17 protein-coding genes are annotated in these 15,626 nt (G+C 42.7%); 14 read left to right on the top strand and 3 right to left on the bottom strand.

Annotated features, from left to right (window positions below; all coding sequences use genetic code 11):
• The first annotated feature begins 96 nt into the window (after positions 1 to 96).
• Positions 97 to 927 carry an SGNH/GDSL hydrolase family protein gene (locus tag SLH55_RS10085; RefSeq protein ID WP_219168255.1) on the top strand — a complete coding sequence of 277 codons (831 nt, stop codon included), beginning with the start codon at positions 97 to 99 and terminating at the stop codon, positions 925 to 927.
• Complete coding sequence (locus SLH55_RS10080) at positions 924 to 1,511, top strand: YpmS family protein (RefSeq protein ID WP_219168254.1); 588 nt, start codon at positions 924 to 926, stop codon at positions 1,509 to 1,511. The genes SLH55_RS10085 and SLH55_RS10080 overlap by 4 nt, the downstream gene beginning before the upstream one ends.
• A gap of 54 nt (positions 1,512 to 1,565) precedes the next feature.
• Here the strand turns inward: SLH55_RS10080 and SLH55_RS10075 are convergent, their stop codons facing one another.
• Positions 1,566 to 2,306: a DUF4397 domain-containing protein gene (locus SLH55_RS10075; RefSeq protein WP_219168253.1), complete on the bottom strand. Its 741-nt coding sequence runs from the start codon at positions 2,304 to 2,306 to the stop codon at positions 1,566 to 1,568.
• A 350-nt stretch (positions 2,307 to 2,656) separates the two neighbouring features.
• On the opposite strand from SLH55_RS10075, the gene rsgA reads away from it, so the two are divergent.
• From rsgA to SLH55_RS10055, 4 genes are all read left to right on the top strand, one after another.
• On the top strand, positions 2,657 to 3,655 hold the full coding sequence (gene rsgA / locus SLH55_RS10070; protein WP_219168607.1) for a ribosome small subunit-dependent GTPase A: 999 nt from the start codon (positions 2,657 to 2,659) through the stop codon (positions 3,653 to 3,655).
• Between the two features lie 180 nt (positions 3,656 to 3,835).
• On the top strand, positions 3,836 to 4,381 hold the full coding sequence (gene msrA / locus SLH55_RS10065; protein WP_320323333.1) for a peptide-methionine (S)-S-oxide reductase MsrA: 546 nt from the start codon (positions 3,836 to 3,838) through the stop codon (positions 4,379 to 4,381).
• The gene (gene msrB, locus SLH55_RS10060) at positions 4,374 to 4,796 is read left to right on the top strand and encodes a peptide-methionine (R)-S-oxide reductase MsrB (RefSeq protein WP_320323332.1); all 423 of its coding nucleotides are present in this window, start codon (positions 4,374 to 4,376) and stop codon (positions 4,794 to 4,796) included. Before msrA ends, msrB begins: the two co-directional genes overlap by 8 nt.
• Positions 4,797 to 4,903: 107 nt before the next feature.
• Positions 4,904 to 5,404 (top strand): PTS glucose transporter subunit IIA, encoded by a 501-nt coding sequence (locus SLH55_RS10055; protein ID WP_219168606.1) that lies wholly within the window; start codon positions 4,904 to 4,906, stop codon positions 5,402 to 5,404.
• 261 nt (positions 5,405 to 5,665) lie between these two features.
• Here SLH55_RS10055 and SLH55_RS10050 read toward each other — a convergent pair whose 3' ends face one another.
• Positions 5,666 to 6,247 carry a DUF502 domain-containing protein gene (locus tag SLH55_RS10050; protein WP_219168250.1) on the bottom strand — a complete coding sequence of 194 codons (582 nt, stop codon included), beginning with the start codon at positions 6,245 to 6,247 and terminating at the stop codon, positions 5,666 to 5,668.
• A 165-nt stretch (positions 6,248 to 6,412) separates the two neighbouring features.
• Between SLH55_RS10050 and SLH55_RS10045 the strand changes: the two genes are divergently transcribed.
• Positions 6,413 to 6,562 carry a YjcZ family sporulation protein gene (locus SLH55_RS10045; protein ID WP_098350289.1) on the top strand — a complete coding sequence of 50 codons (150 nt, stop codon included), beginning with the start codon at positions 6,413 to 6,415 and terminating at the stop codon, positions 6,560 to 6,562.
• A gap of 68 nt (positions 6,563 to 6,630) precedes the next feature.
• Here SLH55_RS10045 and SLH55_RS10040 read toward each other — a convergent pair whose 3' ends face one another.
• Entirely contained in the window at positions 6,631 to 8,421 is a 1,791-nt protein-coding gene (locus SLH55_RS10040; RefSeq protein ID WP_219168249.1) for a methyl-accepting chemotaxis protein, read from the bottom strand.
• 340 nt (positions 8,422 to 8,761) lie between these two features.
• Here SLH55_RS10040 and SLH55_RS10035 point away from each other — a divergent pair, with 340 nt between their 5' ends.
• The 7 genes from SLH55_RS10035 (at position 8,762) to SLH55_RS10005 (ending at position 15,531) form a co-directional block, all read left to right on the top strand.
• Complete coding sequence (locus SLH55_RS10035) at positions 8,762 to 10,069, top strand: aspartate aminotransferase family protein (RefSeq protein WP_219168248.1); 1,308 nt, start codon at positions 8,762 to 8,764, stop codon at positions 10,067 to 10,069.
• On the top strand, positions 10,070 to 10,768 hold the full coding sequence (locus SLH55_RS10030) for a 3-oxoacid CoA-transferase subunit A (RefSeq protein WP_219168247.1): 699 nt from the start codon (positions 10,070 to 10,072) through the stop codon (positions 10,766 to 10,768).
• Entirely contained in the window at positions 10,747 to 11,409 is a 663-nt protein-coding gene (locus tag SLH55_RS10025) for a 3-oxoacid CoA-transferase subunit B (RefSeq protein WP_219168246.1), read from the top strand. Before SLH55_RS10030 ends, SLH55_RS10025 begins: the two co-directional genes overlap by 22 nt.
• A gap of 13 nt (positions 11,410 to 11,422) precedes the next feature.
• Positions 11,423 to 12,688, top strand: coding sequence for a peptidase (locus SLH55_RS10020; RefSeq protein WP_320323331.1), 1,266 nt, complete (start codon positions 11,423 to 11,425; stop codon positions 12,686 to 12,688).
• 208 nt (positions 12,689 to 12,896) lie between these two features.
• Entirely contained in the window at positions 12,897 to 13,730 is an 834-nt protein-coding gene (gene ablB / locus SLH55_RS10015; protein WP_219168244.1) for a putative beta-lysine N-acetyltransferase, read from the top strand.
• Between the two features lie 96 nt (positions 13,731 to 13,826).
• Positions 13,827 to 15,254: a lysine 2,3-aminomutase gene (ablA, locus tag SLH55_RS10010; RefSeq protein WP_219168243.1), complete on the top strand. Its 1,428-nt coding sequence runs from the start codon at positions 13,827 to 13,829 to the stop codon at positions 15,252 to 15,254.
• Complete coding sequence (locus SLH55_RS10005; protein WP_219168242.1) at positions 15,247 to 15,531, top strand: YokU family protein; 285 nt, start codon at positions 15,247 to 15,249, stop codon at positions 15,529 to 15,531. Before ablA ends, SLH55_RS10005 begins: the two co-directional genes overlap by 8 nt.
• The last annotated feature ends 95 nt before the right edge of the window (positions 15,532 to 15,626 follow it).

Here is a 15,626-nt window from a genome sequence, read left to right as displayed (position 1 = left end):
AGGTAGAGCCCGTCCAGACTGATGGTTAAGTGTATTAATGTTTTACCGGTGGATAACCGTGATATAATATATAAAAGAGTAAGCGAGGTGATGCATATGAAAAAAATATCCATTCTCATGCTCGCTTTTGTTATATTCCTTTCAGGATGTTCGTTAGAAGATGCTGCTGATCATATTACAAGAGAAGTATCCAACTGGGAGAAAGAAAGTCCCAATGAAACTTTCATACCTAAAAACTTAAAGGTGGTTTCAATAGGGGACTCGCTGACCCAAGGTGTCGGTGACAGTACGAAAAAAGGTGGGTATGTTCCGTATCTTGAAAAAAGTCTAGAATCATTGGACGGTGTAAAGGATGCCCAGTTTCATAACTACGGAGTCAGGGGAAACCGGACGGATCAATTACTAAAGAGACTGAAGAAGGAAGATGTAAAGTCATCCATTGAGGAGTCTGACTTAGTGATGATCACCATTGGCGGAAACGATGTTATGAAAATTTTTCGTGAGAACCTATCACATCTGAAGTTAGAAGTGTTCCAGGAGGAGAAACGACAGTATCAACTCCGGTTACAAGAAATAATTGAAACGATCCGAAGCTATAATCCGGATTCAGGCATTGTGCTGGTCGGCCTTTATAATCCTTTTAACACATGGTTTTCGGATATTGATGAAGTGAACCAGGTGATTCATAATTGGAATGAAGCAAGCATTGGTGTCCTGACCGACTATGATCGGACATTATTCGTTAAGATCGAGGACTTATTTATTGATGCAGGAGATACGTTGTTATATGAAGATTACTTCCACCCGAATGATGAAGGGTATAAATTGATCGCAGATCGAATGTTTACGGATCTTGCAAAAGGGAAAACATTAGCTACATTGACAGAGAAAAGAGATTCTGTTGAAGAAGAGGAGCAGCCGTCATGAAGAACAAATGGAAGGTAGGGTTTTTTGTCCTTTTAGGCACGGTGTTATTGGGGTTCGTCATCATCGTCTCCATGATTTTTATGCCTATTAAGGATGATGCACTTCCTGAAAACAACGAAAATGAAGATCAACAAGTAGGATTTAATGTGGAAACCAACAAAGATGACTTAAACCTTATCATTGAACATTATATCCAGGAAGAAGGAATGAGAGGACCGGTCGATTATGATGTTCAACTGAAGGATGACGTTGAACTGCTGGGTTCCGTTCCTGTCTTCACTTCAAACCTTGACTTTAAGCTTGATTTCGAACCGAAGGCTCTTGAGAATGGGGACATTCTGTTGAAACAGAAATCTATTTCAGTGGGTTCTCTGAATCTTCCGGTCTCTTATGTGCTCAAAGTAATCAGGGATTCTTATAATTTCCCTGAATGGGTGAAAATACAGCCTAATGATGAATTGATTTACGTTTCACTGCAGGATATGAAATTGAAAAGTGACGTGAAGGTTCGGGCAAATGAATTCAATTTGAAGGAAGATCAAATTTCATTCAGATTGCTGGTCCCGGTTGACCGTGCCCAATAAGAAAAAGGTGGCTTCTTTCAGAAGCCACCTTTTTTTGTACTTTCATTGAAGATTTTATCCTTTTAATAAGATAGCTTCCAGCTCAGGTGTTCCATTGGCTAATCCAACGGCTACAATCGTGTACGCTTGATTTTGCTCGAACTTAACGTTAGGAACGCTCAGCACACTGTTTTTACTCCCGGCAACCCTGGCTTCCAGATTTACGGTCATTGGGGTTAGCCCAAGATAATCGGTCGCTTGTTTAAAAGATATATCAGGGAAGATGACATCCCCTCCCTTGACCGCAATATCGACAGCAGGGGCGTCAGGGGAAAGGTGAATGAATTTCACCTTTGTTTCGCCGCTTGGAACTGTTGGGTCATCGAGATAGGGCAATAATTGCATTTTATTAAGAGTTCCAACAGCTGCCAGTGTGTATATCTTACCGGGATCAATTTTTACTTTCTTACTAATGACCGTCGTCACACTCGTTCCTGCAGGGTAGACATCAATATGGTATTTACCGGCAGGAAGTGTCAAATAATCGCTCACATCTTTAAAGGCCACATCCCGTAATACCCGGTTCCCGTTTACATATACATCTACATTCGGAGCATCTGGTACGGCATGCAGCACCCTAACGTAAGACGGTTGAGCGGAAGTGGTCATGTCAGCTCTCTGTGCCTGCAATGCAAGCCTCATGTATTTAAGGTGTTTATGATAATAATGAACGTACATGGCTGGATCAGTATATTTATAATAACCGGATAATAAGTCATACATCGCCGCTTTCGTTAAATAATCATGTTGGCTCATCCGTATCTCTCCTTTATCTGTATTAACACAATAGAATATGCCGGGGAGAAAAAATGGTGAAAGTACCTATTTTTTATAAAAATCTGAAATATCACTTGCCAAACAAATGAAAATATTGGATAATGAAAGTACTAATTGAGAAAGTGGGTGATGTCATATGAGTCGATCATTAATTGTCTTATCTAATGTATGTACACATTTTATCGGTTCTGCACGTCAACTCACTTTTAACGGGATTCTTTGATTTTTCATTTCTTCCGAAAAAAATCCGTTGACGTGTGAAACCACGCAATGGATTTTTTATTTTGGGAGGAAACAAGTTGAATAATAGAGAAAAAGTGTTTAAATTAATGAATCATATGGCAGAAGAAGGCTTCATTTTGGGTAGGGTTGTGACTGAACAAAGAGGAGCCTATATGGTCATGACGGAGACAGGTGAAAGTTTAAGCAAGATTTCCGGAAAGCTTAGGTTTGAAACCGTTCAACGGGAAGATCTGCCTGCAGTAGGAGACTGGGTTCTCCTAAGCGGGGATGGAGCAATCATTGAAAAAGTATTGCCTCGGACGAGCAAATTTTCCAGGAAAAAAGCAGGTAATGAAGCAGAGGAGCAAATTATCGCATCAAATATTGATACGGTGTTCATCCTTTCTTCATTAAATGACGATCTTAACAGTAAAAGGATGGAACGGTATTTGCTTCTCTGTTGGGAAAGCGGGGCAAACCCCGTTATCGTCTTGACGAAATCCGATACGTGCACGGATAGTGAAGAGAAGAAAAACCAAGTGGAAAATATATTAATTGGTGCGAAAGTCGTAACGATAAGTGCTGTGAATCAGGATGGGATTGAGGAATTGATGCCTTATTTGTCCGAGGGGAAAACCGTTGCACTGGTCGGTTCTTCAGGTGTGGGGAAATCTACACTAACGAATCTTCTTGTAGGATTTGATGTACAGAAGACGAAGGATATAAGGGAGTCTGATGATAAAGGTCGCCATACAACCACTCATCGTGAATTGTTTTTATTAGAAAATGGTGCTTCAATCATCGATACACCGGGTATGAGAGAAATCCAATTGTGGCAGGGGCAGGAAGGCTTATCCACACAATATCATGATATAGAGGAATTAGCCCTTCATTGCCGTTTCACTGACTGCCGCCATCTGGATGAACCCGGCTGTAAAATCCGCGGGGCAATTGATGAGGGGACCCTCTCAGAAGAAAGGCTCGAACATTTCCAGAAGCTTCAAAAAGAAATCGCATATATGGAAAGACGGGGAAATAAACGGTTGGAATCATTGGAACGAAAAAAATGGAAAAACATCGGGAAGCAAAGGAAGCTTAAATATTGACGGAAGAGTGCCCTTTTAAGGGCGCTCTTTTTTTTGATGGTGGCTGAATGAAAATGAAATACCTACCGGTGATGAAACCGTCCCAGCAAGCTTAATCCTTTCCCTTTTGAATGGGAATGCGTTAAAATCTCATACAGAGGGAATAGTGAAAGAGAATGATCTCAGAAAGGATGATGAATTATGTCAGGTACCTCAGACTATAAAAGAGCTACATTTGCCGGTGGATGTTTTTGGTGCATGGTGAAACCGTTTGATGAACAGCCTGGAATCGGCAGTGTGACATCCGGGTACACAGGTGGACACGTTCCAAATCCGACTTATAAAGAAGTCTGCAGCGAAACGACAGGACATTATGAAGCGGTTCAGATTGAATATGACCCTGCTGTTTTTCCTTATGAGAAGTTATTGGAAGTATACTGGCAGCAAATCGACCCGACAGATCCCGGCGGCCAGTTTTTTGACAGGGGCCAATCATATGAAACCGTCATCTTTTACCATGATGAAGAGCAGAAAAGACTGGCAGAGGAATCAAAAAAGGGGCTGGAAGATTCAGGGAAGTTCTCTAAGCCGATCGCCACAAAGATTCTGCCTGCTACCGAATTTTATCCTGCGGAAGAATACCACCAGGATTATTATAAGAAGAATCCCGGACATTATAACCGTTACAGCAGGGGATCCGGCAGAGTTGCATTTATTGAAAACCATTGGGGGGAAAAGAATGAGTAAAGAGGATCTAAAGAAAAAGTTAACATCTGAACAATATGATGTCACTCAAAATAATGGGACGGAACCACCTTTCTGGAACGAGTACTGGAATACATTCGAAGATGGGATCTATGTGGATATCGTTTCCGGGAAGCCTCTTTTCAGTTCCAAAGACAAGTATGATGCCGGTTGTGGATGGCCAAGCTTCACCAAACCGATCAATGATGAGGAAATTTCAGAAAAGGAAGATCGAAGTCACTTTATGGTACGTACCGAAGTAAGAAGCAAAGAAGCTGATTCACATCTGGGTCACGTGTTTAATGACGGTCCCGGGCCGACTAAACTTCGTTACTGTATCAATTCCGCCGCTCTCAGGTTCATACCGGTCGAGAAATTGGAGGAAGAAGGGTATGGGACATACAAGAAGTTATTCTAACATAATGAATTGCTGTGAAAGCATTCACATATGTGCTAAAATATACTTCTCATGTTTACAATGAGTTACATATGTGTATATAAAAAATGAATAGGAAGGTGAAAATGATGCTTAAAAAACTTTTTGGTAAAAAAGAAGAAGCACCTAAAACGGTCACTGCCGTCGCGCCATTATCGGGTTCTGTGAAACCCCTTGAAGAGGTACCGGATCCTGTGTTTTCTCAAAAGATGATGGGAGATGGAATTGCCATTGATCCGACAATCGGTAAGGTCGTTTCTCCAGTCGATGGTGAGGTTATGCAGCTCTTCCCTACAAAACATGCCGTTGGAATCAAAGCGAAAAACGGCGCTGAAATTCTCATCCACATCGGACTTGAAACCGTTTCAATGAATGGTGAAGGTTTCGAAGCGCATATTTCAGAAGGTTCAAAAGTAAGTATCGGTGATCCTTTGATTACGTATGACTTAGAATTGGTACGGGAAAAAGCGAAGAGCACGATCACACCAATCATCATCACGAACGGGGATGACATGGGTGACCTATTGAAAAAAGACGTGAATAGCGTTACAGCAGGACAGGAAGACGTGTTTGAGATTTCTGCAAAATAATAAAAAATGGAAGGACCGGCGAAGAAGCCGGTCTTTTTATTTGATGTCAATAGATTTTTTGTTATGAGATCAAACGTCCGATTTCCATTTAATGGTTAATGGCGTAATTAACTTGATAAATGATGAAATTAGATCTGATGGCAAAGTCATATAGGTATGTAGGGTAGGAGTTCAATAAGGAAATAGCCCTAATATAACCGCGCTCTTTCATAATAGAGGTTATAACCCTGAAATGACATAACCTGTACAATCCTTCTCCCACTATTTATCGCTCTTCGTCGTCATCCCGCCTGATAAAATGAATTTCATCGCTTCCTCCGATTTAATATCCAGTATTTCAATATCTGTTTTCGGAATTAAGAAGGTCACACCGGCCACCTGAAAAGTTTGAGGAATATAAACGGCTACGTGATCATTTAGTTCATCATGTAACTCTTCCAGGTTTTCAGTCGTAATGAAACCCAAACATTTCATTGAGGTACCGGGCATAGTGACGAGAGCCACTTTTGAGAATGACTTCTTTTCACCGAGGAAAGAATGAATGGTATCTTTGATGACCGAGTAAATTGTTTTGATAAAAGGGATTTTTTGTAGAAGGATATCCACTATCCGTATGATGGTCCCTGTGAAAAATTTAGTTGACAACCATCCAAGAATCGTTAACAGTATGATGGTGGTAAAGAGCCCGATTCCGGGAATGTAGTTTTCATCCAGGTACGGTTTTAGGATATTTCCTAACAACCCATCGAAAAATAAGAACATTTTGTATACAACGTAGGCAACTAGCGCGATTGGAACAATCGTCAGGACCCCGTTAATAAATGATTTGAAAAACCATTTCATACAGCCATATCTCCTGCCTTTTCTATAAACTCTCCTCATTATATAGAAAGATGTTCATGGAGAAAAGGAGTATCTCCGGATTAAATGGGCGAATGCACAAACACTTTCTAGGTGTATGACATAGAGTATAAGGTAAATAAATAAATTCCCTGAGGAGTGATAGGTATGAACTATGGATATGGTTGCTGCGATCCATGTTATCAAGGTGGGTATGCTTATCCGGTTGCTGGATGTGGCGGTAATGGCTTTGCGTTGATCGTTGTTTTATTCATCCTGTTGATTATTATTGGAGCCGTTTGTTACTGCGGACATTAATCTGTGGTTTCGATTCTTTGAAAATAATGATGAAAAAAAGAGCTGCCGATTCGGCAGCTCTTTTTGGATTAGATTTTAAAGCTTGAAATCAACTCTTTCAGTTTTTCAGCTTGTTGGGAAAGCTCTGATGCACTTGCAGTGACTTGTTCCATGGCAGCAGACCCTTCTTCAGAAGCCGCCGCAGTGGTCTCGGTATTAGAAGCGGTGGATTCTGCGATTTCATTTACATGGGCAAATGAAGTGGCCACTTCTTGACTGAGAGAAAGAGTTTCTTGAATATGATCCACCATTTCATCCACTACAACTGTTGTTTTCGTTGTTTGACTTAATATATCTTCAAGTGATGCATTGGTTTCGTTGGTGATCTCTACTCCTGCAATCACTTCTTTTACGCCGTCTGAGTTTTGCTTAATGATGATGTTGACTTCTTCCTGGATACTGTGGACGATTTCCGTCACTCCCTTGGCTGCTTGTCGGGATTGTTCGGCTAGCTTTCTGACTTCATCCGCCACAACTGCAAACCCTCGTCCATGTTCACCAGCCCGTGCTGCTTCAATGGCAGCGTTCAGTGCCAGAAGATTGGTTTGTTCGGCAATGTCCGTAATAGTTCCGATGATGGTGGTGATTTGCGATGAACGCTGACCCAGTGCTTCAACGGTTTCACTCGTGTTGGACATGGTTTCTTCGATACGCATCATCTTAGATGAAGAAGCTTGGACGGTTTTTCCGCCTTTTTCCGCTACGACTCTCATATCACGTGCGGTTTCCCTTACGAGTTCCGCCTGATTGAATAAAAAGCGTGCTGCTTCCTCAAGGCTATTCATTTTCTCTAATGACGATGACATGCGATGGGTGGTCTGTTCGCTTCCCGCGGCAATTTCACTGCTGGTTTCCGCAATGGAAGTGATTGTGCGTGAGGTTTCCTCTGCAGAAGCAAGAAGCTCCTGACTGCTTGCCGACACATTTTCGGCCATTTCAGAAACCTGTTTTACAAGGGTGGCGATCCCGCCAATGAGCTGATTCGTATCAGATGCAAGTCCAGCCAGCTCATCCTTGGATTTGACTTTGATTCGTTTCGTCAAATCCCCGCCTGCATTCGCGATCTCTAAAATGGATGTGCTAATTTTCTTTGTATTGGTTTTAATGGTATGAGATAAAATGATTCCAAAGAAAACCGCTAAAAGAACGGCGAATGCCGCTAATCCGATGGTGACGATCTTAGACATATACACCTGTTGGTTGAGGGAGTCGATCCGGTCATTCAAATCTTTCTCCTGATCAACGACGATCATATCGACATACGAACGAATTCCATCCAGGTACTTCTTACCCACGCCTGTTTCTACGAGCTTGGCCGCCTTTTCGAGACCATCATCTTTTCTGGTTTCGATCACCCGGTCTACAAATTGCATCCAGAAACCGTATTGGGCCTGAATCTTACCCATCTTATCAAGCTGGTCAGGATCATCTTTCAAGAGCTTATTCAAGTCCTCGATCTGACCTTCCACTTCTTTTTGCCCATTTTGATAGGGTGCTAAAAACCCTGTAGCCCCAGTTATGACAAATCCTTGTTCCCCGATTTCGATGTCATTCAATACTTTGGAAAGATCCTTTAACTTCGTATCCACTTTCATATCATAGGTGATCAGCGTGTCGATTTCTTTCTCCAGCTTCATCATATTGAAGTAGGATGTGGCTGAGAGGATTAATAGTACAATCGTTAATAACCCAAATGATAATACCACTTTCCCTCGTATGGTACGAAAATAAGAGAAGACACCGAAGTTGCTTTTCGTTCTCTCTTTCTTTATTTTCTTTCTTTTTGGTGCTTTTGGCCATTTTTCTCTAATCTTTTTCACCGTTTCCCCCTCCTGAAGATAAGCAAAAAGTAGCATCATAGGATGAACTTACCATTATTTTATACATATCGACCTAATATATCTAGTCAATTTCAGTAATTTCTGTCGAATTTTTAAGAATTTTAGTATATTTCAATCATAGAAAGTAGAATCCATATTTTCAGAAAATCGATCTCGAACATCACAATGTGCGAAATTATCCAACGAAAGGTTGTTTTTTTATAAAGAAAGAAAGATTCGGTTTTTCATACATATGAATAAGGTAAGGGAAATCTTGATGAGCATCCAGATTAGCGAATCGAAAGAGAGTACGAATCTGATTCTTTCAGGAGGGTGAACAATGCCTCATTCGCATTTAATAAAGCCATTGATTGGAGAACATTATCCGACGATTGATTATGGGAAGGGTGTTTATTTATATGACACAGAAGGACGTGAGTATGTTGATGCCTGTTCTGGAGCGGTGACGGCAAATTTGGGACATGGTATGGAAGATATTCTGCAATCTATCGTGAATCAGGGAAACAAAGTGGCATTTGTCTATCGATCACAGTTCAGTAATCAGCCTGCAGAGGATTTAGCGGCTTTTCTGAATGACAAAACAGGTTATCCATGGACCTTCTTTGTGAATAGTGGATCCGAGGCAGTGGAAACAGCCATCAAGATCGCTATTCAACACTGGCAGGAGCAGGGGAAACCGATGAAAAGAAAGATCTTATCCAGGTGGCTCAGTTATCACGGAATAACATTTGGGGCTTTATCTGCTTCAGGTCACCCTGCAAGAAGGGAACGTTTTGAATCATTTTTAGGTGATTGGCCGACCATCGAGCCACCTTATTGTGCACGCTGTCCATTTGGTAAGACTCACCCTTCTTGCGGTCTGGCATGTGCGTCCCAACTGGATACAATGATTGCAAGGATTGGATCTGACAATGTGGCAGCGTTTATTGCAGAACCGATTATCGGAGCAGCAGGCGGTGCTATCACCCCACCTAGAGGATATTATCAACGAATAAAGGAGATCTGTGATAAACATGACGTATTGTTTATTTCAGACGAAGTGATGACCGGATGCGGCAGGACAGGGAGCTTTCTGGCACTTTCGCAATGGGGAGTCGAAGCTGATATCGTGGCGATCGGGAAAGGCCTTAGCGCAGGATATGCGCCCATTGCAGCGACCCTCATTTCAGAGAAAATCATGGAACCGATTTTACATGGAAGTAAAGTGATCATGAGTGGCCATACATTTAGTGGCAATCCCTTGTCTGCAACTGCTGCACTCGCCGTCCTTAAGCTGATCGATTCTGAAAACATCATTGAAGGCGTCGAACAGAAAGGGACGTATTTAAGAAATCTGCTTGAAAGATACAAAAGTGAATTTTCATTTATTCAAGATATAAGGGGAAGGGGTCTCATGCTCGGAATTGAATTTACCGAACGTGGTGGCGAATTCACTTCGTTTATCGTTCAATCCGGTGTTGATAATGGCATTTTACTATATCCTGCAGCTGCAGGGATAGACGGCAGAAAGGGCTCGGCCATTATGGTAGCACCGCCTTTAAACAGTACGAAAAGGGAGATCGAAGAAATGGCAAAACGGCTGAGGAACACCTTTCAAATGGTTACAGAGAAATGGAAGGTGAAGTAAATGTCCTCCCATCACAATAAAATGAGTGATTATGAAGAAATTCGGCATTTTTTTCAAAATGAAATGACACTGATGTTCGGCGGTTTTGGAGGAGTCGGATCTCCTCCTACCATTATAAATCATTTGTTGAAATGGGGTGTGAAGGACCTTACGATCATTGGAAACGACACAGGATTTCCACATATCGGAATTGGACAATTAGTGGCACAGAATCGAGTGAAGAAAGTGATCGCCTCCCATATCGGCTCGAATCCGATCGCGGGAAGGTTAATGAGTGAGGGGAAGCTTGAAGTTGAATTCTCCCCACAAGGTATATTGGCTGAGAGGATCAGGGCAGGTGGAGTGGGCCTGAAAGGAATTGTAAGCGATATTGGGGTTGATGATCCATATTTGAATAAAGGGAAGACCTTCCTTGAAATGGATGGAAGTCGTTATGTATTCGAAAGCGCACTGGTTGCTGAAGTTGGCATCGTTTACGCAAGAAAAGCAGATACCTTTGGAAACCTCATTTATGATAAGAGCGCAAGGAATACAAATCCGCTCATTGCGATGGCTTCTGACGTTACGATTGTTGAGGCTCTTGAAATCGTAAATTATGGGGAGTTGGATCCAGAAGAAATTGTTACGTCAGGTGTATTTGTGGATCATATCGTTTTGTCTAAAGGAGTCGATTGGAAATGGGCCTGGGAAACGAATTAAAGGATAAGATGGCCATGCGAGCAGCAAAGGAAGTCAAAGAAAATATGATTGTCAATTTAGGGATCGGCATACCGTCCCTCGTCCCCAATCACCTCCCCCCGGAATTCCCTGTCGTATTTCAATCTGAGAATGGAATTATAGGCATCGGACCTGCGCCAGTGACAGGTGCTGAAGATGAGAATTTATGTAATGCAGGAGGATTCCCTGTCTCACTGATGGATGGGGGATGCTACACAGACAGCTCCATTGCCTTTGCCATGATACGTCGGGGCAAAATCGATTTGACCATACTTGGATCACTGCAGGTAAGTGAGAAGGGGGACCTCGCAAATTGGATCATACCGGGTAAAAAAGTTCCTGGTATGGGGGGCGCGACGGAACTTGCCTCGAAAGCCAAGAAGGTCATTGTACTGATGACGCATTTGGACAAACAAGGCGGTAGCAAAGTGGTAAGGGAATGTACCCTGCCTTTAACAGCGGGCCGCTGTGTTTCGATGATCATCACCGATCGAGCTGTATTCACCATTAAAGAAAATCAATTATTCCTGATTGAGATTTTTCATCCATTCACGATTAAGGATATAGAGGAGTCAACAGAAGCCCGTTTCAGCTTGAGCCCTGAGATCAGATATATAAGGTAGGGGAGGAAAACTAATGGAGACCCATCGTCTCATCAAAGAAATAATTGAAGATAAAAAGAAGCGGACAATCAAGCTTCTGCAAAGGCTAGTCCAGGAGGATAGCGTCAGGGGGAATGAGTCAAAGGCGCAGGCCATCATCATTGAAAAGTGCAGGAAGCTTGGGCTGGAGCTTGATATATGGGAGATAAGTGAAAATGATATAAAACATCATCCGTTTTATCGATGTGATCGAAAAGATTTTAAAGGAAATCCAAATGTAGTCGGAGTCCTGAAAGGAACCGGGGGAGGAAGGAGCCTCCTTTTAAACGGACATATCGATGTTGTACCTGAAGGGGATAGGAAGGGCTGGGTCCATGATCCTTATAGCGGGATCATCGAGAATGGGAAGCTATACGGCCGGGGGGCTACGGATATGAAAGGCGGGTCCGCAGCGTTGCTGCTTGCCATTGAAGTCGTAAAGGAACTCGATACCCCTTTAAAAGGGGATATCATCTTTCAAAGTGTCATCGAGGAGGAGAGTGGTGGAACAGGGACCTTAGCTGCGTTATTAAGGGGCTATAAAGCGGATGCTGCCATCATTCCCGAACCGACAAATATGAAGATTTTCCCCAAACAGCAAGGATCCATGTGGTTTCGTTTAAGGGTTAAGGGGAAATCTGCCCATGGGGGAACCAGGTATGAAGGGATAAATGCAATAGATAAAGCATATACGGTCGTTCAGGCTCTTCAAAAACTGGAAAAACAACGTAACGACAGAGTCGATGATCCATTATATAGCAATATCCCGATTCCATTACCAGTGAATATCGGTAGGATAGAGAGTGGGAAATGGCCATCTTCAGTCCCGGATATGGCTGTCATAGAAGGAAGGATCGGAGTCGGTCCTTGGGAAACAATGAGGGATGTAGAAGAAGAATTTCTATCAACGGTATCCAACCTGAAGACAGTTGATCCCTGGTTTCTGGAGCATCCTGTTGAGGTAGAATGGTTTGGAGGACGTTGGCAGCCCGGAAATCTTCCAAGTGACCATGAACTGGTCAATACCCTGTCAGCGCATGCCAAACAGGTGATGGGAGCGGTTCCTGTCATTGAAGCCTCGCCATGGGGAACGGATGGCGGTATTTTATCACAAGGTGGAGGTATACCTGTAGTCATTTTCGGGCCGGGAACAACAGAAGTCGCACACGATGCAAACGAATACATTGAATTAGAGAGGCTGTATCAAACTGCCGAAATACTGGCACTCTTTATGATGGATTGGTGTAATCAATCGAGATAATTGATTGCAATTTTGGGTAAAGGGTAATAGGTTGCCTATAGTACTCTTCGCTTCCCCTAAAGGTACTTCCACCATTATAAGCTGTTTTGTAGATATCGCATCGGGAAGGAACAACTCACATGACATTTGAGGTTGTTCCCTTTTTATGGTTGTTTGTTTCATAACTTATCTCATCTGCTCATATGTTTGTTAAAAAGGGGCTTGCAGAATGCAAATATACGAGTATATTAAACAACCTAAACTCGAAGCGACTGTTTACAAAGACAGTTACAATCGCAGACTCAGGGTGGATGGGTTCAACGGCAACGTAGCCAGGCTTTGGGAATACGTGATGGATGAGGCAGTTACTCATCGATTTGAAAAGATCTTGGTGAAGGCAAGGTTCAATCAGGTCTCTTATCTACTGGAAAAGGGGTTTGTTCTGGAAGGGGGAGTAAACGGTTACTTTAGTGGGGACCGGGCTTTCTTTATGAGTGGATTTCTGACAGATGAAAGAAGGAATAGCTCTTATTGGAAAGAAGAAGATGATATTCTCAGAGCCGTTCAAAAACTTGATAAAAAAGAAGTGGATGTGACTGGATCGATTACTCTTGCAAGCGTTGATCATGCTCACGAATTAGCGGATCTGTATCAGGAGGTGTTCAAGCTTTATCCCGTCCCCTTGCATGATCCCGACTATGTGAAAGAATCCATGAAAAATGGGACAATCTTTGTGTGCATCGAAGAGAATGGCAAGATTATCAGTGCCGCCTCAGCAGAGGTATCAGCATCCAATCAAAATGCCGAACTGACAGATTGTGCGACAAGGCCTTCTCATCGAAAGGGAGGATACATGAAGCACTTATTACGTAGATTGGAAAACGAATTAATACAACAAAATATTTTTTGTGCCTATACCATTGCAAGGGCGCTTTCATTTGGCATGAATGCAGCCTTTCATCAGCTCGGATACAGGTACAGAGGAAGGTTGGCGAATAACTGCATCATCTTTGACAAAATGGAAGACATGAATCTCTGGGAAAGGGATTTAAGTGAACTGTAACGGTGCCTAAAGAGATCTAATCGTCATGCAGAGGGGGTTCTAAAGCGGACCAATTTAGTCTGGTGGAAACAAACTTTTTGAAAGTTGGTGGAGTAGATGAAAATGAATCTCTATAAACCAAAGAGGGATTGGAAGGATATTGAGCTCTGGAAAGATGTCACAGATGAACAATGGAATAATTGGTTATGGCAGCTTACGAACACAATCAGAACTCTTGATGACTTGAAGAAAGTGGTGAATCTGACTCCAGAGGAAGAAGAAGGCGTCAGAATTTCAACCAAGACCATTCCGTTGAATATTACCCCGTATTATGCATGGCTCATGAATGAGGACGATCCGCGCTGTCCGATCAGGATGCAGTCCGTACCGATCGGAGAGGAAATCCATAAAACGAAGTATGACTTAGAGGATCCATTACATGAAGATGAAGATTCACCCGTTCCCGGATTGACACACCGGTACCCTGACAGAGTGTTGTTTCTTGTCACCAATCAATGCTCGATGTATTGCCGTTACTGCACTAGAAGAAGATTCTCGGGACAGATCGGGATGGGAGTTCCCAAGAAACAGCTTGATGCAGCCATTGACTATATCAGGGAGACACCGGCGGTAAGGGATGTACTGCTTTCTGGTGGGGATGGTCTTTTGATCAATGATCAGATTCTTGAGTATATTTTAAAGAACCTTAGGGACATCCCCCATGTCGAAATCATTCGGATTGGAACAAGAGCACCCGTCGTCTTCCCGCAGCGGATCACGGAAAACCTTTGTAATATCTTAAAAAAGTATCATCCGGTATGGTTAAATACCCACTTTAATACATCGATTGAAATAACCGAAGAATCCAAGAAGGCTTGTGAGATGCTTGTGGATGCAGGGGTCCCCGTCGGAAACCAGGCAGTGATCCTGGCAGGCATCAACGACAGTGTCCCGATCATGAAAAAACTTATGCACGACCTGGTCAAGATTCGAGTGCGCCCATATTATATTTATCAATGTGATTTATCTGAAGGAATAGGTCATTTCAGGGCACCTGTCAGTAAGGGACTCGAAATCATAGAAGGGTTGAGGGGGCACACATCTGGTTACGCTGTTCCAACCTTTGTACTGGACGCTCCTGGAGGGGGAGGGAAGATTTCCCTTCAACCCAATTATCTCATTTCGCAAAGTGCGTCGAAGGTAGTTGTCCGTAATTTTGAAGGAGTCATTTCCACTTATCCGGAACCGGAGGAATACGTCGCAGGAAGGGCGGATGAGTACTTCAAGGAAGTGTATCATGATGAAGAAATCAAAGAACCGACCATAGGAATTGCCGGATTGATGAACCAGACCCATTCATCACTTACACCAGCAGGACTTAAACGCCTGGAGCGCCGCAAGGAATATCAAGAGAATCCAGATCACAATTCCCTTAAGGACTTCCGGGGAAAAAGGGATCAGTTGAAGGAAAAGAAACATAAAGCGATGCTTTCAAAAATGAATGAAGATAAAAAAGATGAAAAGGAAGGAAAGATCAATGGTTAGTCATAAAGCATGCGAATGGTGCGAAGAGAACTCGGCACACGCACATCTGACCAGTGTGTACTGGGAACTGCCAGATGGCTCACGTGCGATTCAGATTGCAGATGTACCGGGCATGAGCTGCAGTCATTGTGGAATGGAGTACCAGGAAGAATCCGTCATCAATGAGATTGAAGATCAACTGATGCTGATTGATACCAGATTGATAGACAAAGTGATTCCCTATAAAGAATTAATGAACCTTCCCCGCTTGTTAAAGAAAAATTATTTTCGTTTTTAAATGGTGCAATACTGGGTATGCTTCCATTCATGGCAAATACTTTACGAATTCTTTATCTTCCGCTATCCTTTAAAAAAGAAACAAAAAGGGCAGGT

This window comes from Rossellomorea sp. YZS02, assembly GCF_033963925.1.
GTDB lineage: Bacteria > Bacillota > Bacilli > Bacillales > Bacillaceae_B > Rossellomorea.
Note: the sequence above shows the minus strand (reverse complement) of the source record. Positions and strands in the feature narration are given on the sequence as shown.